At 61.6% G+C, this 23191-nt stretch carries 22 protein-coding genes; 11 read left to right on the plus strand and 11 right to left on the minus strand.

Features of this window, described 5'->3' with window-relative positions; genetic code table 11:
- Positions 1–70: 70 nt before the first annotated feature.
- The 7 genes from GA0061105_RS28935 to GA0061105_RS28965 form a co-directional block, all read right to left on the minus strand.
- Positions 71–1147: an ABC transporter ATP-binding protein gene (locus GA0061105_RS28935; protein WP_092754509.1), complete on the minus strand. Its 1077-nt coding sequence runs from the start codon at positions 1145–1147 to the stop codon at positions 71–73.
- Positions 1147–2256: an ABC transporter ATP-binding protein gene (locus GA0061105_RS28940; protein ID WP_092754512.1), complete on the minus strand. Its 1110-nt coding sequence runs from the start codon at positions 2254–2256 to the stop codon at positions 1147–1149. The genes GA0061105_RS28935 and GA0061105_RS28940 overlap by 1 nt, the downstream gene beginning before the upstream one ends.
- Positions 2243–2455, minus strand: a complete 213-nt coding sequence (locus GA0061105_RS28945; protein ID WP_064693169.1) for a hypothetical protein — start codon at positions 2453–2455, stop codon at positions 2243–2245. The genes GA0061105_RS28940 and GA0061105_RS28945 overlap by 14 nt, the downstream gene beginning before the upstream one ends.
- Positions 2452–3411, minus strand: coding sequence for a carbohydrate ABC transporter permease (locus GA0061105_RS28950; protein WP_064693168.1), 960 nt, complete (start codon positions 3409–3411; stop codon positions 2452–2454). The genes GA0061105_RS28945 and GA0061105_RS28950 overlap by 4 nt, the downstream gene beginning before the upstream one ends.
- A 1-nt stretch (position 3412) precedes the next feature.
- Complete coding sequence (locus tag GA0061105_RS28955) at positions 3413–4318, minus strand: carbohydrate ABC transporter permease (protein ID WP_064693167.1); 906 nt, start codon at positions 4316–4318, stop codon at positions 3413–3415.
- Between the two features lie 157 nt (positions 4319–4475).
- A complete protein-coding gene (locus tag GA0061105_RS28960) occupies positions 4476–5786 on the minus strand; it encodes an ABC transporter substrate-binding protein (RefSeq protein ID WP_092754515.1) in 1311 nt (436 codons plus the stop codon).
- Positions 5787–6137: 351 nt separating this feature from the next.
- Positions 6138–6776 (minus strand): TetR/AcrR family transcriptional regulator, encoded by a 639-nt coding sequence (locus GA0061105_RS28965; RefSeq protein WP_167358595.1) that lies wholly within the window; start codon positions 6774–6776, stop codon positions 6138–6140.
- A gap of 98 nt (positions 6777–6874) precedes the next feature.
- On the opposite strand from GA0061105_RS28965, the gene GA0061105_RS28970 reads away from it, so the two are divergent.
- The 4 genes from GA0061105_RS28970 to GA0061105_RS28985 are packed head-to-tail and all read left to right on the plus strand — an operon-like array spanning position 6875 to position 10587.
- Entirely contained in the window at positions 6875–8071 is a 1197-nt protein-coding gene (locus GA0061105_RS28970) for a Tm-1-like ATP-binding domain-containing protein (protein WP_092754521.1), read from the plus strand.
- Between the two features lie 12 nt (positions 8072–8083).
- Entirely contained in the window at positions 8084–8926 is an 843-nt protein-coding gene (locus tag GA0061105_RS28975; RefSeq protein WP_092754524.1) for a phosphoenolpyruvate hydrolase family protein, read from the plus strand.
- Between the two features lie 25 nt (positions 8927–8951).
- Complete coding sequence (locus GA0061105_RS28980) at positions 8952–9365, plus strand: cupin domain-containing protein (RefSeq protein WP_092754527.1); 414 nt, start codon at positions 8952–8954, stop codon at positions 9363–9365.
- A 31-nt stretch (positions 9366–9396) separates the two neighbouring features.
- Positions 9397–10587, plus strand: coding sequence for a M24 family metallopeptidase (locus tag GA0061105_RS28985; protein ID WP_092754530.1), 1191 nt, complete (start codon positions 9397–9399; stop codon positions 10585–10587).
- A 73-nt stretch (positions 10588–10660) separates the two neighbouring features.
- On the opposite strand, the gene GA0061105_RS28990 is transcribed toward GA0061105_RS28985, so the two are convergent.
- Positions 10661–11254: a DJ-1/PfpI family protein gene (locus GA0061105_RS28990; RefSeq protein ID WP_064693160.1), complete on the minus strand. Its 594-nt coding sequence runs from the start codon at positions 11252–11254 to the stop codon at positions 10661–10663.
- A 54-nt stretch (positions 11255–11308) separates the two neighbouring features.
- Positions 11309–12007, minus strand: coding sequence for a GntR family transcriptional regulator (locus GA0061105_RS28995; RefSeq protein WP_092754533.1), 699 nt, complete (start codon positions 12005–12007; stop codon positions 11309–11311).
- A 96-nt stretch (positions 12008–12103) separates the two neighbouring features.
- Here GA0061105_RS28995 and GA0061105_RS29000 point away from each other — a divergent pair, with 96 nt between their 5' ends.
- The 5 genes from GA0061105_RS29000 (at position 12104) to GA0061105_RS29020 (ending at position 19610) form a co-directional block, all read left to right on the plus strand.
- Positions 12104–13138: an Ldh family oxidoreductase gene (locus GA0061105_RS29000; RefSeq protein ID WP_092754536.1), complete on the plus strand. Its 1035-nt coding sequence runs from the start codon at positions 12104–12106 to the stop codon at positions 13136–13138.
- Positions 13135–14364 (plus strand): iron-containing alcohol dehydrogenase, encoded by a 1230-nt coding sequence (locus GA0061105_RS29005; RefSeq protein ID WP_092754539.1) that lies wholly within the window; start codon positions 13135–13137, stop codon positions 14362–14364. The genes GA0061105_RS29000 and GA0061105_RS29005 overlap by 4 nt, the downstream gene beginning before the upstream one ends.
- A 14-nt stretch (positions 14365–14378) precedes the next feature.
- The gene (locus tag GA0061105_RS29010; RefSeq protein WP_092754542.1) at positions 14379–15866 is read left to right on the plus strand and encodes an NAD-dependent succinate-semialdehyde dehydrogenase; all 1488 of its coding nucleotides are present in this window, start codon (positions 14379–14381) and stop codon (positions 15864–15866) included.
- A gap of 11 nt (positions 15867–15877) precedes the next feature.
- The gene (locus tag GA0061105_RS29015; protein WP_092754545.1) at positions 15878–16729 is read left to right on the plus strand and encodes an alpha/beta hydrolase; all 852 of its coding nucleotides are present in this window, start codon (positions 15878–15880) and stop codon (positions 16727–16729) included.
- 343 nt (positions 16730–17072) lie between these two features.
- Positions 17073–19610 carry a methyl-accepting chemotaxis protein gene (locus GA0061105_RS29020; protein WP_092754548.1) on the plus strand — a complete coding sequence of 846 codons (2538 nt, stop codon included), beginning with the start codon at positions 17073–17075 and terminating at the stop codon, positions 19608–19610.
- Between the two features lie 57 nt (positions 19611–19667).
- Here the strand turns inward: GA0061105_RS29020 and GA0061105_RS29025 are convergent, their stop codons facing one another.
- Entirely contained in the window at positions 19668–20993 is a 1326-nt protein-coding gene (locus tag GA0061105_RS29025; protein WP_092754551.1) for an NAD(P)/FAD-dependent oxidoreductase, read from the minus strand.
- A gap of 235 nt (positions 20994–21228) precedes the next feature.
- Here GA0061105_RS29025 and GA0061105_RS29030 point away from each other — a divergent pair, with 235 nt between their 5' ends.
- Positions 21229–21705, plus strand: a complete 477-nt coding sequence (locus GA0061105_RS29030; protein WP_064693246.1) for an Lrp/AsnC family transcriptional regulator — start codon at positions 21229–21231, stop codon at positions 21703–21705.
- Between the two features lie 364 nt (positions 21706–22069).
- Positions 22070–22426, plus strand: a complete 357-nt coding sequence (locus tag GA0061105_RS29035) for a cupin domain-containing protein (protein WP_064693153.1) — start codon at positions 22070–22072, stop codon at positions 22424–22426.
- A 331-nt stretch (positions 22427–22757) separates the two neighbouring features.
- Here GA0061105_RS29035 and GA0061105_RS29040 read toward each other — a convergent pair.
- Positions 22758–23191: aldehyde dehydrogenase family protein (locus GA0061105_RS29040; protein WP_141130244.1), on the minus strand; the 434-nt coding region annotated here is incomplete at its 5' end.

The following is a 23191-nucleotide window of genomic DNA, read 5'->3' on the forward strand; positions in this document are numbered from 1 at the left end:
CGGCATGCGAGCGGGAAGGCCGGCTGTCCTGCCCTGGCCAGAGCCATAGGCATGTTTTGCACCGATCAGGTCAGCCCGCATGCCGCAGGCTTACGCCGCTTCTGGCGTCAAACAGCACGACCTTTTCCGGATTCCACGAAAAACGAACCGTATCCTCGATCCGAAGCGCCGTCTGCGTCGGCACGGTCGCGTGGATGAACCTCTCGCCGGTGCGTAGCGTCACGATCTTTTCGACACCATGGTTTTCCACGTCGTGCACCCGTGCTTCCCCCGGCGCACCGCTGTCGAGAAAGATGTCCTCTGGGCGGATGCCGAAGGTGAGCGGGCGACCGTCCGTCGCGATCCCGTGGCTGCTGCCGAGCGGCAGCCGGTAACCCTCGCTGGCCACTGCCTCGCCGCCTGCAAGCGTGCCGGTGATCAGGTTCATCGGCGGTGAACCGACGGCGCGCGCGACGAAGGTGTTGACCGGGTTCCGGTAGATCTCCTGCGGTGTCCCTGTCTGCACCAGTTGACCGTTATTCAGAACGCCGATCTTGTCGCCCATCGACATCGCCTCTATCTGGTCGTGGGTGACGAAGAGGAAGGTCGCGCCGAGGTTCATCTGCAGGTTCTTCAACTCCGTGCGGAGTGCTTCGCGAAGCTTTGCGTCGAGCGCCGAAAGTGGTTCGTCCATCAGGAAGACCCGTGGCTTGCGCACGATGGCCCGGCCGATCGAGACGCGCTGCATCTCGCCTCCCGACAGCCGGTCCGTCTTGCGGTCGAGCAGATGCTCGATGCGCAGGGTCTTCGCAACCCGTGCGACGCGCTCCTTGATTTCCTGGGGTTCAATGCGGCGGATACGGGATTTTAATGGAAATTCCAGGTTCTCTCGCACCGTATAGCGCGGGTAAAGCGAGTACTGCTGAAGCACCAGGGCCACGTCTCGCTCGGCCGCGCCCCAGTCGGCGACGTCGTGGCCGTCGATTAAGATCTGGCCTGCTGTCGGCTTTTCGAGACCGGCGATCAGGCGCAGCGTCGTCGTCTTGCCGGCGCCGGTCTCCCCAAGCAGCACGAAGAACTCGCCGTCAGCGATGCCGATGGTAAGGTTTTTCAGTGCCGTGTGGTTGCCGAAAGTCTTGGTGATGCCCTTGAGTTCGATATGCGCCATCAGAGTCTGATCCCAAGCGATGAGCCGGTTGCCGTGTTGAAGAAATGTGCCTGGGCGGGGTCGATGCGTGCCCAGACGGCTTGGCCCGGACCGGGTACGAAACCACTTTTGGTGCGGGCCCTGATCATCTGCTGGCCGACCTTCAGGTCCACAATATCGTGCGAGCCGAGCGGCTCGATAATATGCGCCTCGACCGGCACGAAGCCCTCACGCGCCTCCCGTGAAACGACCACGCCCTCCGGCCGAACCCCGAGTGTCAGCTGGCCGTTCTCCGCCCGCGCGTCAGAGAGGCGGTCGGCCAGTACGGCAGGGAATTCAAAACCCGTTACCCCGTCGCTGACCTGCACGCTCGTGCGGCCGCTCGCTTGGCTGACGGTCGCCGTCGCCATGTTCATGACCGGGCTTCCGACAAACTGCGCGACGAACATGTTGGCAGGTTGCCCGTAAACCTCTTCCGGCGTGCCGACCTGCTGGAGGATGCCCTCGTGCATGATGACGATGCGGTCCGCGAGCGACATGGCCTCCACCTGGTCATGCGTCACGTAGATGGTGGTTGAACCCTGCTTGATATGCAGACGCTTGATTTCTGCCCGCATCTCCTCTCGCAGCTTCGCGTCCAGCGCACCGATCGGCTCGTCCATCAGCATGGCCTTTGGGCGTCGCACCAGCGCGCGGCCGATTGCGACTCGCTGCATGTCGCCCCCCGACAGGGCTGAAGGCTTGCGGGCCAGCAGATCGGTGATGCGCAGCACGGCGGCGATCTCTCGTACCGCCTTATCGACATCTGCGCGGCTCATGCGGGTGGCGCGGAGCGGGAAGGCGATGTTTTCGTAGACCGTCATGTGCGGATAGAGCGAGAAGGATTGGAACACCATGGCGATGTCCCGGCCGGATGCCTTGATATGCTGCACCGGCTGCCCGTCGATCAGGATGTCGCCTTCGTCGATCGTCTCCAGGCCCGCGACGGCGCGCAACGTCGTCGTTTTGCCGCAGCCCGATTGTCCGAGCAGCACGATGAACTCGTTGTCGGCGATGGCGAGATTAAGGTCTTTGATGACTTGGACGGCACCGAAATATTTCTGGATGCCGCGTAGTTCAATCTGCGTCATGATTGGCTGCCTTCGTCTGTTGCGCATCCCGGGGGATTTTGGTCGTCACCATGAAGGCGATCAGTCCGACAAGCGTCATCGTCATGCCGTAACGGTGCAGGAACAGGTTCCAGGGCTGGCAGAGCGCGATGATGCCCAAGATCATCAGATACTGCGAACCGGGTTCCAGATATTTTTGGTTGAAGGCGCGCAAGGTCATTTGCGGATCGCTCCGAAGCTCATGCCGCGCAGGAGATGGTTCCTGAGCAGGAAGGTGAAGATGGCGACCGGCAGCAGGAACAGGAACGTACCGGCCGCAATGACCGTCCAATCCGGCAGGCCAGAGCCGACCTGGCTCGGAATGAAGGGTGGGGCGGTTTGCGCGCGCCGGTTCGTCATGATCAACGCAAACGCATATTCGTTCCAGGCCGTGATGAAGCAGAAGACGGCGGTCGCAGCGATGCCGGTCGCCGCTTCCGGAATGACGATTTTGAAAAAGGCCTCCATCCGCGTGTAGCCGTCAACGAGCGCCGCCTCCTCGTATTCCTTCGGAATCTCGTCGATGAAACCCTTCATCAGCCAAACTGAGAAGGAAAGATTGAAGGCAGTGTAGAGAATGATGAGACCCCAATGCGTGTCGTTGAGGCCGACGACGCGGTACATGAGGAACATCGGAATCGCCACAACCACGGGCGGAAGCATGCGCGTCGACAGGATGAAGAAGAGAAGGTCTGCCTCCCCCTTCACTCGGAAGCGCGAGAAACCGTAGGCTGTGAAAGTTCCCATGCCGACCGCCAGCACCGTGGACGTGATGGCGACGATCAGCGAGTTCATGAAGCGGTTCGGATAGCCGGATGGCTGCACCTCGCCGCGGCCGGAGCGAACGATCTTCTCGCCGCCGTCGAACACCATCCGCTCCCACCAGGGAGCGGCGGCATATTCTTCGGGCGTCGGCGCCCCGCGCAGCTGCGAGCGCTTGGTGAAGAGCTTCACGAAGGGCGAGAGTTCCGGCTCGAAGAGCACCGTCGGCGGGATGGTGGTGGCAAGGTTGCGAGGCTTGAAGGCCGTCGAGGTAATCCAGTAGATCGGCGCCAGGAAGATCAGCGTAATGATCAGCACTGCGGCGATGGCGACCCGGTTCAGCGCGCGTTCGGAGCGGGTTTGGACGGCCGCCATCTCAGCGCTCCTTCACTTTGTTGAGGTACTTTACGTAGATGTTGGTGATGGCGAGGATCATGATGAGCACGATGTAGGCTAGTGCGCAGGAGCGCCCCGTTTGCCATTCCTGGAAGGCCATCTTGTAGAGCCGGATGGAGATCACCTCGGTCGTCGGTTGGCTGGTCAGGATGTAGGCAAGGTCGAAGGTCTTGAAGGCTTCCATCGTGCGGAAGATGATTGCGATCATCAGGATCGGCGCCACCAGCGGCAGCGTGATGCGGAAGAATGTATAGAATGGTCCTGCCCGATCGATCGCCGCGGCCTCGTAGAGATGCTTTGGCACGGCAGAAAGGCCGGCAAGCGACAGCAGCATCACGAAGGGCGACCACATCCAGATATCAGTGATCGCGACCGCATAGAGCGCTACATCCGGATTCGACAGCCACTCGTAGGAGCCGAGGCCGAGTGTGTAGTTGATGATGCCGAAGGAGGGATCGTAGAGCAGCTTCCAGAAGAGGCCGACCACCGCCATCGAGAGCATCATCGGCAGCAGCAGCAGCGTCGTGAGAAGACCCTTCAGCGGAATATCGCGGTTGAGCAGCATCGCCGTGCCGAAGCCAACGATCACCTGCCCCGTAACAGAAACAATCACATACTTCGCGGTGATCGCGAAATTCGACCAGATGAACGGATCGTTCAGCAGCTCGCGGTAGTTCTGTAGGCCGACGAACCTGGCCGGCGCGTTCGACGAGGCGCGAAAGTCGGTGAAGGAATAGCCGAGCGAATAGATCAGCGGAAAGATGTTGAAGACGATCAGGAACAGGATCGTCGGAATAATGAACAGATTGCGGATGCGGATGTCGCTCATGCCGCGCGATGCGGCACGCGATGTCGTGTCCAGCGATGTCATGACTGCGGTGGCCAATCCTCTCCTCCTCCGAGAGTTCGGCGCCGGATGCCCGGAAGGCATCACGATGCGCGAAGTGAATGCCGGGCGCCGCGCCCTCTCGAACCGCGCCTGTCGGCGCGAGATGCAGAATGAAATGGGAGGGGCGGCAGGGCCCCTCCGCTGATCGCGTTTGCTATTTGTTGCGTCCGTATTTCTTGAACGTCGCGTTCCAGTCGGCTGCCAGAGCGTCGAGCGCTTCCTTCGCCGTGCCCTGCCCGGCGGTGACGAAGGGATAAATGCGCTGGTTCATCTGGATCAGCAGTTCGGCATATTCCGGAGTTGCCCAGAAGTCCTTCACCTTGAACATGGTCTCGTAGAAGGCTTTGTTGTAGGGCGTGGCGTTCTGGAATTCCGGAGATTCAAGCACTTTGGCGCTTGCCGTGTAGCCGCCGAGTTCGGCCCAGCGCTTCTGGGTCTCGTCCTTGATGAACCATTCGAGGAATTTCATCGCCTCTTCCTGGTTCTTTGAATAGGAGATGATCGATATGCCCTGCCCACCGAGCGCTGCGAACTGCTCGCCGTTCGGGCCTGCTGGATTGGCAAAGAAGCCGGTAACTTTGGCGTTGGGGTTCGACGCCTCGTTCACCAGAGCCGGGAAGAAGGCGAAATAGTTCATGCTCATCGCCGCCAGGTTCTCGGTGATCGCCTGGTTGTTCTCGACGAAGAAGGACTTGGCCCAGCCCGGAGGCGTAAAGCCGTAGAGCTCGCGATACAATTCGAGCGCTTTGACGTTCTTCTCAGAGTTGATGATGCCGTCAACCTTGTAGTTCTGGTAGTCGCCGAGTTCGCCTCCAAACGAAAAGATTGCGTTCTCGACACCCATGACGAGACCGTCATAAGAATTGTCGGTATAAATGGCGATGCCGTAGCGCTTCTGGTCTGGACGGTGGAAGAACTCGGCGATGTCGCGCATCTCCGCCCACGTCTTCGGCGGGGCGAGGTCGTAGGCGTATTTGGCCTTGAACGCCTCCATCTCCTTGGGGTCCTCGAACCAGTCCTTGCGGTAGGACCAGCCGACGGCATCACCTTCGGCCGGAATTGACCAGTACTTCTTCGAGTTTGCCGGATATTCGGCGTAGTATTTCACCGTTGCCGGAGCCATCACCTGGGTCAGATTATGCTTGGTGAAAAAGTCGGTCAGATCGACGTAATGTCCTGCTTCCGACGCCGCCCCGATCCACTGGCTGTCGCCGACGACCAGGTCATAGGCTGAACCTTTTGCGTTGAATTCGGTGAAGGCCTTGGTCTGGAAGTCGGCCCATGGTGTGGTCTCGACAGTGACCTTGACGCCGGTTTCAGCCTCGTATTCGTTTGCGAGCTCCTGAAGATAATTTGCCGGGTCCCACTCGGCCCAGAAAATCGTCAGTTCCTGGGCCTGTGCGGAAGTTCCGCAGGCCCATATCAATCCGACACCGGCAACGAGACCGGTCATAGTTTTGCGCATAACGTTTCCTCCCATTTATGCACCTTCCCGCGTCGTCGCGGGCCTCCCGATCCGGCTTCTTGATCCTTCTGGGTGGATTTCGTGCTGGAGTCCTCCCCGACCCCTGCGCGTTTCAGATCTCAAGCCTGAATATTATTCTCTGATCTGGTAGTACCAAACTCCATTACCGTCAAGAGCGACCCTCGGAGAGCTTCATCTTCGGCTCTTCTTCCAGACTTCTGGATATATTCCCGCAATTGCGACTTACCTGATACTGTTTTGTCGGGCTGCCTCAAATTCCTTGTCGCCAATCCCAGCCATCATGCGGAACATGTTACTTCATCTGGTCCAACCAGTTGGCGGGCTGCGATGTCACGCTCTACCCTCCGCCTGCCGTAGCGCGCTGTCGACGAGCGCCTTGGCGGCCCACTCGGCAACAGATTGCGCGCCTTCCGAGGTCAGGCCCCAGATATCCTTCAACACGATCAGCACCTCAACGCCGAAGACCAGCGAAAGCGCCTGAGCAAGGCGTTCCCGGGCTTCGGGCGGTACGGTGCCCTGTAGGGGCGCCGTAACGCACCTCAGCAGGTCGACCCGGTGGCCGCGCGTGAACAGCGGCTCGTTGCCGAGCGTTCCCGCCTGGCGCTGCGCCCACTGGTCGAGCGATAGTTTCAGCGCCGCCTTGAAGGTGGCCTCGAACTCGTCGATGCGCGGCATCGCGGTCGCCAAAAGGTCGGCAACGCGAGTACGTGCATCCGGACTGTCGGACGACCAGCCGAGTATCGGTCCCAGAGCCTCATCCACCACGGCATGCACGAGCGCGGCCTGGCTGGGAAAGTAGCGGTAGGCCGTCGCCCGCGACACTTCGGCGGCCTCGGCCACTTCGCTGACCGAGGGAGTAATGCCGGACTGCATGAGCCTCGTTGCCGTTTCGAGCATCAGTTTTCGCGTGCGGGCTCGCGGTCCTCGCTCGGTCCTCGCTGTTTCGTTCTGTTGACGTGAGACATCCATATCTTTATGATACGCGCGTCTCACAAATTTGCAAGGCCCATCGCTTGCTCCGAACGTGGGATATGCTGGGAGGAAACCCGCCCGTTTGCGGAGGGGAAATGAAGCAGATCTACGTGGTCGGCACGGCTGACACGAAGGGCGAAGAGCTTGATTATCTCGCCGCTTGCATCGAGGCGGCGGGCGGGGCGGTTACGCGCGTCGACGTCGGCATCCGTGAGCCTCGGACCGCCGTCGATGTGGCGGCTGACAAGGTTGCCGCTTGCCATCCCGAGGGTGCTGGAGCCGTCCTTTCCTGCGACGACCGCGGAAGGGCGGTCGAAGCGATGGGCATTGCCTTCGCGCGCTTCCTCGTGGCGCGCCAGGACATCGCCGGCATCATCGGTATCGGCGGAGGCGGGGGCACCTCGATCATCACTGCGGGCATGCGCCAACTGCGGCTCGGCCTGCCGAAGATCATGGTTTCGACGCTCGCCTCCGGCAATGTTGCTCCCTATGTCGATGTGTCCGACATCATAATGATGCCCTCGGTCACGGACATGGCGGGCCTGAACCGGCTGAGCCGGGTCATCCTCCACAACGCCGCCCAGGCGATCACGTCCATGTCTCACCGGCCTGCCGAGGTGACAGCATCGAAACCGGCACTCGGGCTTACCATGTTCGGCGTGACTACACCTGCCGTATCGGCCATGGTCGAGCGCCTGCGGGTGGACCATGACTGCCTGGTCTTCCACGCCACCGGCACGGGTGGGCGGGCGATGGAGAAGCTTGCCGACAGCGGCCTGATCTCAGGCGTGCTCGACATCACGACCACCGAGGTCTGCGACCTGCTTTTCGGAGGTGTCTTCCCGGCCACCCCGGACCGTTTCGACGCGATTGCCCGCACGGGCCTGCCCTATGTCGGCTCGGTCGGTGCGCTCGACATGGTGAACTTCTGGGCTCCGGATACCGTCCCCGAACGCTATGCCGGCCGGCTATTTTACCGCCATAATCCGAACGTCACCTTGATGCGCACGACGGCGGCCGAATGTGCGCAGATTGGCCGCTGGATCGGCGACAAGCTCAACCTCTGCCACGGCCCAGTATGCTTCCTCATTCCCGAGAAGGGTGTCTCGGCCCTCGATATCGAAGGCGGTGCGTTCTTCGATCCGCACGCCGACGCCGCGCTCTTTGCCGCGCTCGAGGCGACGGTGAAGCCGACGGCGTCGCGACGTATTGTTCGACTGCCGCTCCATATCAACGATCCGGATTTCGCAGAAGCCGCCGTCGCGGCCTATCGTGACATCGCCAACCCCTGAGAGACAAGATCGATGCCAGCCATACCGCGCAAGACCATCCTCGAAAAATTTCACGGCATGATAGCAGCCGGCCTGCCGATCGTCGGCGGCGGTGCCGGCACCGGCATCTCCGCCAAGGCCGAGGAGGCAGGCGGCATCGACCTTATCATTATCTACAATTCCGGGCGATACCGCATGGCGGGACGCGGTTCGGCGGCCGGACTGCTGGCCTACGGCAACGCCAACGAGATCGTGAAGGACATGGCACTCGAAGTGTTGCCGGTCGTCAAAAAGACGCCGGTGCTCGCCGGCGTGAATGGCACGGACCCTTTCGTGCTGATGCCGCGCTTCCTTGCCGAGCTGAAGGGCATGGGCTTTTCAGGTGTCCAGAACTTCCCCACGATCGGCCTTTTCGACGGCCGGATGCGGCAGAGTTTCGAGGAAACAGGCATGAGCTACAATCTGGAGGTGGAGATGATCGCGACTGCCCACGGGCTCGACCTTCTGACGACGCCCTATGTTTTCAACGAGAGCGAGGCTATCGCAATGACAGGCGCCGGCGCCGACATCGTCGTGGCGCATATGGGGGTGACGACCGGCGGCACGATCGGCGCCACATCCGGCAAGTCGCTCGATGACTGCGTCGACGAAATCAACGCGATCGCCAAGGCGGCGCGCTCCGTGCGCGACGACGTCATCGTCCTCTGCCACGGCGGTCCGATCTCCATGCCGGAGGATGCGCGCTACGTCCTCGAGCGTTGTGCTGGCTGCCACGGCTTTTATGGTGCAAGCTCGATGGAGCGCCTGCCGGCAGAGGCTGCAATCCGCAAGCAGACGGAAGATTTCAAGGCGCTCGCCATAAGCGCGGTCGTCTGAGGACGGGCATGGAGGAGGCCATTTTATGATAAAGGACAAGTACTTCATCTATCCGAGGGATGTGAGCGCCTTCGGTTTCGACTGGGGCAAGCTGTCGCTGACCGTGGCGCCCGAGGTCAACGGCGCCAGCCGCTTTTCCGGCGGGGTCGTCGAACTGCCAAGTGGTCAGGGCCATTCCCGCCACAATCATCCGGGGGCAGAGGAAATCATCTTCGTGATTTCCGGTGAGGGCGAACAGATGGTTGAGGACGAGAACGGCAATCCGATGACCCGGAAGGTAGCGAGCGGCTGCACGATCTATATTCCTGAAAGTCGCTTTCATTCGACGAAGAACACGGGCGGCGGGCCTATGCTCCTCTTCGTGGTCTACTCACCGGCGGGGCCGGAGCTTGCGCTTCGCGATTTGCCGGACTTCCGCCTGCTGCCGCAGGGCCTCTGAGGCGGGGCATCCATTTTTGGGAGGAAAGACGATGAACGACAATGCAGGGCAGACAAGGCAGGCCGCGGTGGCGCCGTTCGATACCGCCAAGCTCGACCGTCTCATGGAGCAAGCCGGTATCGACGTCATCGTCGCCACCTCCAAACACAACACCCAATATCTGATGGGCGGCTACAAGTTCATCTTCTTCGCCGCCATGGATGCGATCGGGCATAGCCGGTACCTGCCGATCGTGATTTATGAGAAAGGCGCGCCTGATCACTCCGCCTATGTCGGGAACCGCATGGAGGGCGCAGAGCACCAGAACAATCCGTTCTGGACGCCTGCCGTGCATACAGCGACCTGGGGCACCCAGGATGCGGCCGGACTCGCCGTCGAGCACCTGAAGAAAATCGGCAAGACAGGCGGGCGGATAGGCATCGAGCCGGCCTTTCTGCCATCAGACGCCCGCGATCTCCTTGTCTCTAGGCTGGGTGGCGCTCGGTTTGTTGATGCCACACATGTGTTGGAGCGGCTGAGGGCCGTTAAGACGCAGGATGAACTGGTAAAGCTGAAACGCGCCTCCGAACTGATCACAGACTCGATGCTGGCGACGATCGCTGCGGCCCGCGCCGGCTCGACGAAACTGGAGATCATCGAGCAGCTGCGCCGGGAGGAAACGAACCGGGGGCTGCACTTCGAATATTGCCTGCTCACGCTCGGCGCCAGCCACAATCGGGCGGGCTCGCCGCAGGCGTGGGTCGAGGACGAGATCCTGTCGATCGATTCCGGCGGCAATTATCACGGATATATCGGCGACCTCTGCCGCATGGGTGTGCTCGGCGAGCCGGATGCGGAGCTGGAGGATCTTCTGGCCGAAGTCGAATGCATCCAGCAAGCGGCCTTCGCCAAGGTCAGGGCGGGGGCTGTGGGCAGTGAAATGATCCTGGCGGCGGAAGCCGAGCTCAAGGCCTCGCCGTCGGCGGCCTTCACCGACTTCTTCTGCCATGGCATGGGCCTCATCAGCCACGAAGCGCCCTTCCTCATGACGAACCACCCGGTCGCCTATGAGGGAGTTGATGCCGACAAGCCGCTGGAAGTCGGCAATGTGATCTCGGTCGAGACGACGATGCTTCACCCGAAGCGCGGTTTCATCAAGCTGGAGGATACGCTCGCCATCACTGATGGCGGCTATGAAATGTTCGGCGACCGTGGCCGCGGCTGGAACCGCGGCGGAGTGTGATTGCAAGGCCAGAGGTACTGAAAGGCCCGGCAGGTGTCACTGCCGGAGCGTTTCGCGTCTTGGCGCCGTCGTCTCAGGTGTGGCGGATCTCCGTTCCCAGCACCTTCAGGCATTCGCGCATGAAGGCGGCGAGCGCCGTCCAACCCTTGGCCGAGACCATCGTCCCATCGACATAGGCTTCAGTGGGCGAGAGGTCGATGTAGGTTCCGCCCGCCAGAGTGACCTCGGGTTCGCAGGCTCCAAGCGCACCCACCTTCTTGCCGCGAACGACACCGTCGACTGCTATCAGGATCTGGACCCCGTGGCAGATGGTGAAAATAGGCTTCCTGTACTCATGGAAGTGACGCACCATCGCCTGCACCCGCTTGTCAGTGCGGATATATTCAGGCCCGCGCCCGCCCGCGCAGTAGACGGCATGATACTGGTCGAGCTGGTCCTCTGCTTCGGAAAACGTCTTGTTGATGGTGACGTTGTGCCCGAGTTTTTCGGTGTAGGTCTGATCCCCTTCGAAATCGTGCAGCGACGTTCTGAGAATGTCGCCGGCCTTCTTGTCCGGGCACACGACGTGCACCGTGTGACCGACCGCCTCCATCGCCTGCTGGAAGACGAAGATTTCGTACTCCTCGGTGAAATCGCCGGTGAGCATCAGGATTTTCTTGCCTGCCATGGGTTCTCCTCCTCGTTGTCAGATCGACAGGCACGTCCTTGCCTGCCGGGTGGATCAAATGTCGTCGAACGCCGGCAATAGCCGGTCGCGCGAATGTTCGATGTGGATGCGCATTGCATCCGCAGCCGCGTCGGGGTCGCGCGCCGCAAAGGCGTCGAGCAGCGTCTGATGCTCGCCGAGTGCCTCCTCGGTGACACGGCGATGAAACATCAGGCGGAAGATGTGGAAATGCGTGTGCTGGAATGCCAGCATCCCTCGGATCAACTCGTTGCCGGCAAATTCCATGATGCGGTCGTGGAAAATAGCGTCATTGCGGGCGAAGGCCGAATAGTTCGCCCGCTCGTCCCTGTTGTCGCTGCGTGTCATCACGCCCGCGGCCTCCGTCAGGATGGCCAGCTTCTCATCGTCCATCGCCCGGGCCGCCTTCGCAGCGCCGGCGGGTTCCAGCAACAGACGAAGTTCATAGAGCTCGTCGAAGCGGTGGCGCGTGATCTGGGGCGCTGCGCGATAGCCGACGAGATGCTGCTTGACGACGAGGCCTTCGCCTTCAAGCCGGCCGAGGGCTTCGCGGATCGGGGTGTGGGAGACGTTGAACTCCCTGACCAGGTTGTCGACCGTGATGCGCGCGCCCGGCGCGATTTTCAACGACATGAGCTGGTTGAAGATTGCCTCGTAGACGTCAACGGCCAGGCTGTTGGCGCGCGGTATCTGTGTCGTTCCCGTTGAAGGTTCTCTGAGTTTCGTCGAAATCATCTGCTGCCTTGCCTCTTGACAGGTTCGATCGCTAGCACGATGCTGCCTCCAAGACAATCCTATATCCTATACGATTTTATATAGGGAGGAAAATTCATGCGAGTTTCCGAAGCTTCAGCGCTTGCGCTTGCCACCCGCCTGCTGGAAGAGCATGGCGCACCGCGTGACCATGCGGCGCTGCAGGCTCGCGTCCTGGTAACGGCCGAAATGAAGGGACATGCTTCGCACGGCCTGTGCCGGCTCCCGCGCCTGATCGAGAGGATCGCCCGCGGTGTCGTCGACCCCCAAACTAAGGGAACGCAGCGCTGGCGGGCGGATGCGGTGTTAGAGGTCGAGGGTTCGGCGGGATTTGGCCCCGTCGTCGCCATGGCCGCGATCGAGCGGCTGGCGCCCCATATTCCCGATCTCGGCATCGGCATGGTCGCCGTACGCAATGCGAACCACCTCGGCATGCTCGCGCACTACGTTGAAGCCATCGCTGCGATGGGGTTGGTCAGCATCGCGCTCTCGTCGAGCGAGGCGCTGGTCCACCCCTTCGGTGGTACACGGGCCATGCTTGGCACCAACCCCATCGCCATTGGCGTGCCGACCGCCGAGGACCCTCTCGTACTCGACCTAGCCACCAGCATCGTGCCGATGGGCAGGATTCATCATCACGCGGCGACCGGCAGGCCTATTCCTGAGGGATGGGCGCGCGATGCCGCCGGCAAGCAGACAACCGATCCGAGACGCGCCAAGGCCGGCGCGATTGCGCCGTTCGGCGATGCGAAGGGCTATGGCCTCGGCATTGCCATCGAGCTGCTGGTGGCGGCTCTTGCAGGCTCGGCGCTCGCACCGGAAGTGCACGGCACGCTCGACAGCCAGTCGCCATGCAACAAGGGCGACGTCTTCATCTTGATCGAGCCTAGCCTGGCGCCGGGGCTTCCGGCGCGGCTGTCAGCCTATCTCGGTGCCGTGCGCTCATCACCATCCGAGGTGGCCGGCAAACCGGTTCTCGTCCCCGGCGATCGAGCCCGCAAGCGGCGTGCGGCCGCCAGCCGCAACGGTTTTGAGATCGACCAGCGCCTCTGGGAAGACCTCAATGCGCTTTCCCCCTCCCGTATTCTGGCCTTTGAGGGACAAAGATCATGAGCCTGTTTGCCGCCTTGAGGCTGCCGCGGGAGATCCTGTTTGGCATCGGCCAGCGCCATGCGCTCGCGAAAGTCGCCAGCAGGACCGGCCGGCGCGCACTCGTCTGCACGGACGCACGTTTTGCCGCAACGCCCGTCTTCGCGGAAATGATCGCCGCCGTCGAAGCCGCCGGCATCGCTGTGCTGGTCCATGATCAGACGCTGCCGGACGTGCCGCGCGATACGGTCGCAGTTTGCGTTGAGGCGGCGCGCGGCTTTGAGCCCGATATGGTGATCGGCATCGGCGGTGGCAGTTGCCTCGACATGGCGAAATGCGCCTCGCTCCTGCTCGCTCACGGCGGCGCGCTCGACGATTACTATGGTGAGTTCAAGGTGCCTGCACCCGTCCTGCCGGTCATCGCCGTGCCGACGACGGCAGGCACCGGCTCCGAGGTGACGCCGGTTGCGGTTGTTTCCGATCCCGATCGTATCCTGAAGGTTGGCATTTCCAGCCCCTATCTCATCGCTGCCGCGGCGATCTGTGATCCGGAACTCACCTTATCCTGCCCGCCTGCGCTCACGGCGGTTGCCGGTGCGGATGCGCTGACACATGCCATCGAAGCGTTCACGGCCATGCGCCGCCCCGGCGATCCGCAGCTTGCGCAGCAGCATGTCTTTATCGGCAAGAGCGATCTCTCCGACCAGTTCGCGCTCCATGCTATTCGGCTCCTCAGCCGGAGTTTGGAAAAGGCCTTCACCGACGGTTCGGACATCGACGCGCGCGCCGATGTGATGATGGGCGCGCTTGCAGCCGGCTGCGCCTTCGGGACCGCGGGCACCGCTGCGGCCCATGCGGTGCAATATCCGGTCGGTGCCGTGACCCACACGCCGCACGGGCTCGGCGTCGCGACCATGCTTCCTTATGTGATGACATATAATCGCAAGGTCGCTGCCGCGGAGATCGCCATCGTCGGCAGGGCGCTCGGCCTCGACCCCACCGGAGTGGAGAGCGACGAGACGCTTGCCGATGCCGCGATAGGCGAGGTGAGCCGCCTCTTTGCAGCGATCGGCATTGCGCCGACGCTCGCCAGGCTCGGCCTGCCGGAAGACCGGATTGACTGGGCGGCCGAGCAGGCGCTCGGCATCGGCCGGCTGATCAAGAATAATCCACGACCCCTCGATCCGGCCGCCATGCGCGGCCTGGTGCGGGCCGCCTATGACGGCGACCTCGCCGCTTCCGCCCTCTGACCTGGGAAATCATCATGAACGTCAACCAGCATTCTCCGCATCCAGACCACGATCCCTTCGGGCTCAGCGCGTTTTCCCGCGGCCTCTATATTGGCGGTGCCTGGCTGCCTTCAGTGGGCGAGGGTCGGATCCAGGTGATCGATCCCTCGACGGAGGCGGTCATTGCCGCCGTGCCGGATGCGACCCTTGCGGATGCGGCAGCGGCCGTGGAGGCTGCCGCAGGTGCCGCGGAAAGCTGGCGCGAGACTCCGCCGAGGAAGCGTTCCGAGATCCTGCGCCGCTGCTTCGAACTTATGGTGGAGCGCTCCGAAACGCTTGCCAGTCTCATCTCGCTCGAGAACGGGAAGGCATTGCGCGACGCGCGCGGCGAGGTGGCCTATGCGGCGGAGTTCTTTCGGTGGTACGCCGAGGAGGCGGTCCGCATCTCTGGTGAGTTCGGGATCGCCCCGGCCGGTGGGAACCGGATTGTCGTCGACTACCAGCCTATCGGCGTCTGCGTTCTCATCACACCGTGGAATTTTCCGGCCGCGATGGCGACCCGCAAGATTGCGCCAGCCCTTGCCGCAGGCTGCACCGTCATCCTGAAGCCGGCGAGTGAGACGCCGTTGACGGCCTATGCGCTTGCGGCTCTCTACGAGGAGGCTGGGGTGCCGCCGGGCGTCGTGAACGTAATGACAACATCGACGCCTGGCCCGGTCATTGCCGCCATGCTGGCCGACCCGCGCGTGCGGAAACTTTCCTTTACAGGCTCGACGGGCGTCGGCCGCACGCTTCTGGCGGAAGCGGCGAAAAATGTCATCTCCTGCTCCATGGAACTCGGCGGCAACGCGCCATTCATCGTTTTCGACGACGCGGACATTGACGCGGCGATCGACGGGCTGATGGTTGCGAAAATGCGCAATGCCGGTGAAGCCTGCACGGCCGCGAACCGTATTTATGTCCAGTCGGGAATCCACGATGCCTTCGCGGAAAAAATTGCCCGACGGATGGCCGAACTCAAGGTCGGCCCCGGTGTAGACCCGGATACCGAGTGCGGTCCGATGATCACACGCAAGGCGGTGGAGAAGATCGACCGCCTGGTTACGGACGCCATTTCCCGAGGAGGGCGTGTGCTCTGCGGTGGACGAACATTGGTACGACGGGGCTTTTTCTATCCGCCGACGGTGCTCGTCGATGTTTCCCCGGCCTCCGACATGAGTTGCGAGGAGATTTTCGGTCCGGTCGCGCCGCTCTACCGTTTCGAGAGCGAGGCAGAGGTCATCGCTGCCGCCAACGAGACGGAATATGGCCTCGCCGCCTATATCTATACCCGCGATATTGGCCGTGGCATACGCGTCGCCTCCAAGGTCGAGGCCGGCATGATCGCGCTCAATCGTGGACTGGTCTCGGATCCCGCTGCCCCCTTTGGCGGTGTGAAACAGAGCGGCCTAGGACGCGAAGGAGGCCAGCATCACGGTATCGCGGAGTTCATGGAAGCCAAGTACATTGCGACAAGTTTCTGAAGGAGGAGCCTGTGGCCACCGATCCATTCCGCATCCGTGACCACGTCGCAAATTTCGACGAGATCGTTGGCGATATCCGTGCTCGCAGCCTTGCTACGCGGCGCACCGTGCCCATGAAGGCCAACATCGCCTATGGGAGTGGAACGGGCGAGACGCTCGATATCTTCCTGCCAAACAATGCCGGCTCGGACATGCCGATCCACATGTTCATCCATGGTGGCTATTGGCGGATGTTTTCAAAGGAGGACTTTTCCTGCGTTGCTGAGACCATCACAGGCGCTGGTGCGGTCGCAGCCATCGTCGATTATTCGTTGATGCCCGGCGTGAGGATGGACGTCCTGATCGGTCAGATCCTGAAGGCCAAGGCTTTCCTGCTGGCGCATGCGGATCGTTTTGGCGCCACAGCAAAGCAATTCTCCGTTAGCGGTCACTCTGCCGGTGCGCATCTAGCAACCTTTCTCTTCCATCGCTCGTCGGCGCCTTCTGGCGTAGTTGCTGCTTTCCTGCTTGGCGGGCTATACGATCTCGAACCCCTGCAGACGTCTTTCCTGCGCGACGAAATCGCCTTGAGCGACGAGGAGGTGCGACGGTTTACGCCAATGCGTCATGAGCACGATCCGGCAACGCGTGTCGCTATCATGACCGGTGAACTGGAAACTGATCCCTTCAAAATCCAGGCAAATGCGTTCAGAGACATTCTTGACGCCCAAGGGCTTGAAGTACGAGCATCGCACGCCGCGGTCGGGGATCACATGAGCACGGTTCGCGATCTCGCCGTCCTTGGCACCCCTGTGGCGGCAGCATTGCGCGCCTCAATTGCCAATGATGCCGGTGAAGAACCGAAGCGATCAACCTTCGCCTGATCGCCCGTTTTGTGTTGTCGTATCGGTACCAGCTTGTGCCAGCCGGCGTCATTGACCCGCTAGGCAGTAGCACGCCGTTCTTTTCGCTCCGGCAAGCGCCTTAACGTTTTCGATCTCAAGCACGGCTGTTGCACGGGCTTAAAGATTGTAGGCCCTGCGCTTCGCCATTTTCTTTGCGCCGGATAACTCGACACCATTGACCATTTTTTTAAGGGTTACGCCTATCGTGATGCCCTCGGGCGGTCCACCGGAATTGAGACAATGGTCAATTTGCGCGTAGGCGTGCTGTTGCCTGGTGGGGCTGGAGAAAGAGCCGAATTTCCTGGGCGGGGGCCATCATTTTATGTCGTTGATTGATCGACTGTTGCAGCGCATGCGGATTGTGACTAAGGTCCTGTGCTTCGTGGTGCCTCTCGTCATCCTCATAGCAGGCATCGGCCTGTTCGGCTATTTCACGGCCGGCACGCTGAATGGCCAGATGACCCTGACCCGGCAGACGATCGATACGCTTTCGAGTTTCCAGCAGCTGCGCTCCTCTCTGACGGCCTTTACCGATCTTCCCACTACCGCGACACGCGATCGGCTGATTGCCAGTATTTCGGACCAGCAGAAAGCCGCCGTGACGCTCGACGCCATGCTCTCCGATCTCGCCCAGAAGCAGCAGATCTCCGCCGTGCGCGACCTCGGCGGCAAGATGCAGGGCGGCGCCGATGCGCTCTGGGCCGTGGCGCAGGAGCGTGCAAATACAGAGCAGGCAATCGACAACGCGGTCGCCCAGCTCTTCAAGGAAAGCCAATCCGCGCGCAAGCAGCTCGACGTTCTTCAGGATCAGGCGAACGGAAAGGAAGCTTTCGTCCGGGCGCTCCTTCTCGATGCGTCGGCCTACAAGGATCTCGCTGAACGCATTTCGAAGCTGCGCAAGGCGACCGCAGCCGCCGCCGACCCGCAGAAGCTCGCCGCGGCTATAGGCAGCCTGATGCCGCCGCTCGTCAAGGAGGTTGGCGAAGGCGAGGCACTGGCGTCCGACAAGGCAAAGGGGCAGATCGCTTCGCTGAAACCCGTTTTGGACAAGCTCGCTGCGATGGCCAAGGACAGCAGCCTGTCGCTCGAGGGCTACGCTCCGGTCGACCAGGACCTGCAGCGTTTCGAGGAGCAGTTTGCCAAACTCGCCTCGGGCAATGCCGAGACCGCGATCGAGCGTTTTACCGGCATGGATGCGAGCATCTCGACGCTTCGCTCGATGGCAATGATCGTCAATGCCGCTTTTAAGTCGATCGACAATCTGCGCCTGCATTTGAGCGAGCTGAACAGGCGCGTTGACGCCGAAGCCCGAAATGCCGCTCTGACCGACCTTAGGGCACTGCGTGAAAGCGCCGCAAAGCTGGTACCCCTGAGCGGAAAAAACCCCGCCCTTCAGGATCTTGCGAAGAAGATCGAGCCGTCCCTGGCCGCGATTGAAAAGGACACCGCGCTTCTGATATCGATTGCAGACCGGTGGCGGGCAGAGAAGGGGGCGGCAACCGAACTCGTGGCCGCGGCAAGTCACACTCTGGAGCAATTCGTCAGCACGGCGCAGGAGAGTGGCAAGGAAATCAGCCAGCGCTCGGCCACCATGTCGCTCTCGGCCATGATTGCCGGCACGGTGCTTGCGATCATCGGCGGTCTGATGCTGATCGAAACACTGCGCGGACCGCTGAAGCGGATCACCCAGACAATGACAAGACTTGCCGCCGGTGATCTCAATGTTCCGATCGGCGACGGCAAGCGTGGCGACGAAATCGGCGATATGATTCGGTCCGTGACTGTCTTCCGCGACCAAGCGCTTGAAAAGACTAGGCTCGAAGAAGTCGCTGAGGCCAATAGGGCGCGCGACGAACAGGAACAGGCGCGGCGCGCAGCCGAGCAGGCGCGCATCGAAGCTGAGCAGAGCGAGGCCCTCGATGCCCTTTCCGACATGCTCGGCAAGCTCGCCGACGGTAATCTCGCAGCCGTGATGAGTGAGGAACTGGCCGCCGATTACGTCGCGATGGCCAAGACCTACAACCAGGCGATCGACGCGCTCCGCCGGACACTCGCCGAGGTCCGCAATACAACCTATGAAATCGCCGAGGGCAGCACCAATCTTTCAGGCGCGGCCGATGATCTGGCGCGGCGCACCGAACAGCAGGCGGCCGCCCTCGAAGACAGTTCTCGCGTGCTTGGCGAACTCACAGCCAGCGTGCGTACAACGGCGGAAAACGCACATCAGACATCGGTTTCCGTCGCCGAGGCGCATCGGGAGGCGGAGCATTCCGCGGCCGTCGTTGCCAAGGCCGTTGAAGCCATGGACGCCATCAACCGTTCGTCGGACAAGGTCTCCAGCATTATCGGCGTGATCGACGAGATCGCCTTCCAGACCAATCTTCTCGCACTCAATGCCGGGGTTGAGGCGGCGCGGGCAGGAGAGGCGGGCAGGGGTTTCGCCGTCGTCGCACAGGAGGTTCGCGAGCTTGCACAGCGTTGCGCCAAAGCTGCCCGCGAAATCAAGGATCTTATTTCCAACAGCGCATCGCAGGTTGGCGCGGGCGTCAGGCTCGTTGAGGAGACGGGTGAGGCGCTTTCCGCGATCATCGAGCATTTCACCTCGATCAACGGACTAGTGCAGGTCATCTCGACAGCGACCAGCACGCAGTACAAAGGGATCGACGAGGTCAACAGCGCCGTCCGCGACATCGAGCATATCACTCAGCACAATGCCGCCATGGTGGAGGAAAACACGGCCGAAATTCACAGGCTCCGCCAGCAGGTGGAACTGCTGAACGAACGGATCTCCCGCTTCCAGACCGCCGACGCGCGCAGGGCGTCGCTGGGCGTGAGCCCGCGGATCGCCATGGCCTCCTAAGCGGCATTTCGTTCTGTCCTCCGCTTATGAAGAACCGCGCACGCTTGCCGAGATTGTCTAGAAATCGGCTACTTTGCCCCAGGCGGACGCCGCGAAGCGGCTGGGATGATAGGGTCTTGGATCGACGATCGGCTCATCGCCGGTGACGATATCGGCAATCAGATGACCGGCGCCGGGTCCGATGCCGAAGCCGTGGCCGCTGAAGCCGGCCGCGAGGATGAAACCTGGAACCGTGGCGATCTCGCCGATCGCCGGCACGCCGTCCGGCGTGCTGTCGATATAGCCCGCCCAGGCGGCGTTGATTTCGGTGTTCTTCAAGGCGGGCAGAAGCTTGAGCGCCCGCGAATGCGTCAGGGCAATGGTGGCCGCGTCGACTGTGGGATCGAGGATGCGCATGCGCTCCATGGGTGTTGGTCTGTCGAGCTGCCACCGCGCCAGAGATTCGTGGCCCGAGCGAAACCCCTCCAATCCGCCGGGTGCCAGACTCCGCCAGCGGCGGGCAAACATCGGCAGGAACTGCCGCGCGAAACGAAACTGCTGCGCGGTAGGGTCGACACGGCCGCGGCCGCTGATGGCGAGTGTGTATCCGCCGTTGCCGCGACGGGTCACGGAAACCGCGGATGTATGCAGCGCATCCGGCAGGCCGCTCGCGCCTGGCGAAACCGAGAGGATCGACGAGCGGATCGAGGCCTGTGGAAAGCGGATGCCGAGCTGGCGGCAGAAGGACGATGCCCAGGCCCCGCCGGCCAGGATCGCGACTTTTGTCCGGATGGTGCCATGCTCCGTGACGACGCCTGCAAGCCGGCCGCCTTCGATGTCGACGCCGCGGGCCGCACAGGATTGATGCACCGTGCCGCCGAGCTTCAGGATCGCGCGCGCGACGGCAGGCGCGGCATTTGCAGGATCGGCGGTACCGTCGGTCGGCGAAAAGACCCCGCCTTTCCACGCGGTCCCGGTGGCCCGTCCGCGTTCGGTCGCCTCGGCGCCGCTCAGCATATGCGTCGTGACGCCGACCGATCGGGCAAAATCGCGCCAGCGCGCCCAGCCAGCCAGTTCCTCGTCGCTGTTGCTGAGATAGAAGAGACCGCAGCGGCGGAAGCCGGTATGCTCGCCGGTCTCAGTGGCGAAGCGCTCCCACAGATCGAGGCTCTTCGTCGACATCGGAAGTTCGCGAGCGTCGCGGTTCTGCTGGCGGCACCAGCCCCAGTTGCGGCTCGATTGTTCCGCACCGACAAGGCCCTTCTCGATCAGGGCGACCTTCAATCCGCGCCTGGCCAGATAATAGGCCGCGAAAACGCCGACAATGCCGCCGCCGATCACCACCGCATCGGCGGCATCAGGTAGCTGCGGTGTGGTCTCGACGCGAGTGAGCGGTGCGGGCATGGCATGGTCTCCGTTTGGGGCCAGTCTAGCGGATCCGCCGCCGCGACTTTGCCGGAGATCAGCCGACGACAGCAGAAGATTCCGACTTAGCGGGTGGCAGGTAGCCGTTTATGCTTCGATATGTCCCGCAATTCGGTCGACAGCCCCTGATGATGTGCTAAGCTCGACGTTGGACGGCCGCAGCATAATATGCTGCGTCGTTGGCGATCTCGAGCAAGCGAAGGCGCATGTGATGATGAAACTCGACCGGATCGACATAAAAATTCTCTACGAACTACAGAAAAACGGCCGCGTCACAAATGTGGAACTCGCCGAGCTGGTCAATCTGTCGCCGAGCCCGTGCCTGATGCGGGTGAAGAAACTGCAATCCGAAGGCTACATCGAAGGCTATTCGGCTCAGATCAACGTCAGCAAACTCGGGCAGACACTGACCGTGTTCACCGAGATCACCCTCAAAAACCATCGGCAGATCGACTTCGCCCGTTTCCTCGCAGCCATCGAGAAGGTCGACCAGGTGATCGAATGCCATCTGGTTTCGGGCGGCTATGATTATTTGCTGAAATTCGTCACCGCCGGAATAGACGAATACCAGACGATCATGGAACGGCTCACCGACATGGACGTTGGCATCGATAAATATTTCAGCTTCGTCGTCCTGAAATCACCGATTGTCAAAGCGCACATGCCGCTGACTACTTTATTCCCGCATTGAAAAGCGCGGCCGGGCATTAGTGGTCCGCACTTGGCCTTCACCTCGAATGGCGAAGGCTCGGAGCCCCGCGTTTGCAGACCAGCGCCGTCGTTGCTCACCACCGATTCACGGTGTTCCCCGATGACAGCTCTCGCGACGGCGGTAGGTTTGGCCGGGTTGTGGCGGGATTTTGAAATTATCCGCTAAAGCTTCGCTTTTCTTCAGCAACGCCAACTTCTGCATTGAGTTAATCTCGGGTGACACTTGGCCCACCCAGAGGCAGACCCGGATGATGGAGGCCCCGCCACGCCGGAAACAATCTGACCCAAACAATCTGACCTGCCTCGTCAATCTCAGAACCCGCCAACCGAAAAAGGAAGATGACATGTCACTGTTGGTCAGCATCGATACGGATCCGAATTTCACGGCAAAGGAGGCGAATCCCGCACCGGAGCGGCTCATCTCGGGCAATCCTCTTTTCAAGACCTGGGCCCAGGATGCTTCCAAGGGAGAGAAGGTGTTGACCGGCGTCTGGGAAGCGACGCCTGGCGAGCATCATTCGATCAAGGGCACCACCTACGAATTCTGCCACATCATCTCAGGTCTTGTGGAAATCGAGGAGAAGGGTGGGGAGACGAAGACCTATCGCGCCGGTGACAGCTTTGTCATGAAGCCAGGTTTTGCCGGTGTTTGGCGCACGATAGAGACCGTGCGCAAGATCTACATTTGCGTTTACGAGTGACGGCAAAACTCAGGTGCGTCTACGGGCGCACCTGTGAATTCGGGATGAGTGACTTGAAATTTGAACCGAGAGGTAGGGCGCCCTTTTCAAAGGCCCCGCTACGATAATCTGCTTGCTTGTGTCATGTCGCTGGGGCTTGCGAGTATCTCTCGTGGTGCCCGAGCAGCCGCTTTGCGCGAGGGTGCCAATCTCAGGCACGACGAGAGCGCTCGCAGGTTCTTCCACACGATCGCTCCGTCGCAAATCACCTGCGCTCGCGCATATGCACTCGGATCCCGCGCGACCTTATCACACCCGGGCATCCCGAACGCGGACCTGTCACATTTGACATTCAATCGTTTAAGAAGCCGACGATACCCTTGATCTCGGTAAACTCGTGCAGTCCGAACTTCCCGTATTCCCGACCGTTGCCGGATCGCTTGTAGCCGCCGAAAGGGGCGGCACTGTCCCAGGCGGAGCTGTTGAGGCGAACGCTGCCGGCGCGCAGCCTGCCTGCGAGCGCTCGCGCTTCCTCCGGGTCGCCCTGAATGTAGGCAGCCAAGCCGTAGGGCGTATCGTTGGCGATCGCGATCGCTTCATCCTCACTGTCATAACCGATGATCGACAGCACCGGGCCGAAGATTTCCTCCCGCGCAATCGTCATCTGGTTGGTGACGCGGGCAAACACCGTCGGGCGCACGTAATAGCCGGAATTGAGATGCGAAGGGCGGCCAGGGCCGCCGGCGACGAGCTCCGCTCCTTCTGCGATGCCGCGTTCGATCAACG

Source organism: Rhizobium aethiopicum, from assembly GCF_900094625.1.
Taxonomy (GTDB): domain Bacteria; phylum Pseudomonadota; class Alphaproteobacteria; order Rhizobiales; family Rhizobiaceae; genus Rhizobium; species Rhizobium aethiopicum.

Bases quoted from the DNA above. Each gene is read 5' to 3' on its own strand.
- GA0061105_RS28980 (WP_092754527.1), top strand. From the start codon at position 8,952: ATGATAAAGGACAAGTACTTCATCTATCCGAGGGATGTGAGCGCCTTC.
- GA0061105_RS28935 (WP_092754509.1), bottom strand. From the start codon at position 1,147: ATGGCGCATATCGAACTCAAGGGCATCACCAAGACTTTCGGCAACCAC.
- GA0061105_RS28950 (WP_064693168.1), bottom strand. From the start codon at position 3,411: ATGGCGGCCGTCCAAACCCGCTCCGAACGCGCGCTGAACCGGGTCGCC.
- GA0061105_RS28965 (WP_167358595.1), bottom strand. From the start codon at position 6,776: ATGGATGTCTCACGTCAACAGAACGAAACAGCGAGGACCGAGCGAGGA.
- GA0061105_RS29010 (WP_092754542.1), top strand. From the start codon at position 14,379: ATGAACGTCAACCAGCATTCTCCGCATCCAGACCACGATCCCTTCGGG.
- GA0061105_RS28960 (WP_092754515.1), bottom strand. From the start codon at position 5,786: ATGCGCAAAACTATGACCGGTCTCGTTGCCGGTGTCGGATTGATATGG.
- GA0061105_RS28945 (WP_064693169.1), bottom strand. From the start codon at position 2,455: ATGACCTTGCGCGCCTTCAACCAAAAATATCTGGAACCCGGTTCGCAG.
- GA0061105_RS28975 (WP_092754524.1), top strand. From the start codon at position 8,084: ATGCCAGCCATACCGCGCAAGACCATCCTCGAAAAATTTCACGGCATG.
- GA0061105_RS29025 (WP_092754551.1), bottom strand. From the start codon at position 20,993: ATGCCCGCACCGCTCACTCGCGTCGAGACCACACCGCAGCTACCTGAT.
- GA0061105_RS29000 (WP_092754536.1), top strand. From the start codon at position 12,104: ATGCGAGTTTCCGAAGCTTCAGCGCTTGCGCTTGCCACCCGCCTGCTG.
- GA0061105_RS28995 (WP_092754533.1), bottom strand. From the start codon at position 12,007: ATGATTTCGACGAAACTCAGAGAACCTTCAACGGGAACGACACAGATA.
- GA0061105_RS29030 (WP_064693246.1), top strand. From the start codon at position 21,229: ATGAAACTCGACCGGATCGACATAAAAATTCTCTACGAACTACAGAAA.
- GA0061105_RS28985 (WP_092754530.1), top strand. From the start codon at position 9,397: ATGAACGACAATGCAGGGCAGACAAGGCAGGCCGCGGTGGCGCCGTTC.
- GA0061105_RS29020 (WP_092754548.1), top strand. From the start codon at position 17,073: ATGTCGTTGATTGATCGACTGTTGCAGCGCATGCGGATTGTGACTAAG.
- GA0061105_RS28970 (WP_092754521.1), top strand. From the start codon at position 6,875: ATGAAGCAGATCTACGTGGTCGGCACGGCTGACACGAAGGGCGAAGAG.
- GA0061105_RS29005 (WP_092754539.1), top strand. From the start codon at position 13,135: ATGAGCCTGTTTGCCGCCTTGAGGCTGCCGCGGGAGATCCTGTTTGGC.
- GA0061105_RS29035 (WP_064693153.1), top strand. From the start codon at position 22,070: ATGTCACTGTTGGTCAGCATCGATACGGATCCGAATTTCACGGCAAAG.
- GA0061105_RS28940 (WP_092754512.1), bottom strand. From the start codon at position 2,256: ATGACGCAGATTGAACTACGCGGCATCCAGAAATATTTCGGTGCCGTC.
- GA0061105_RS28990 (WP_064693160.1), bottom strand. From the start codon at position 11,254: ATGGCAGGCAAGAAAATCCTGATGCTCACCGGCGATTTCACCGAGGAG.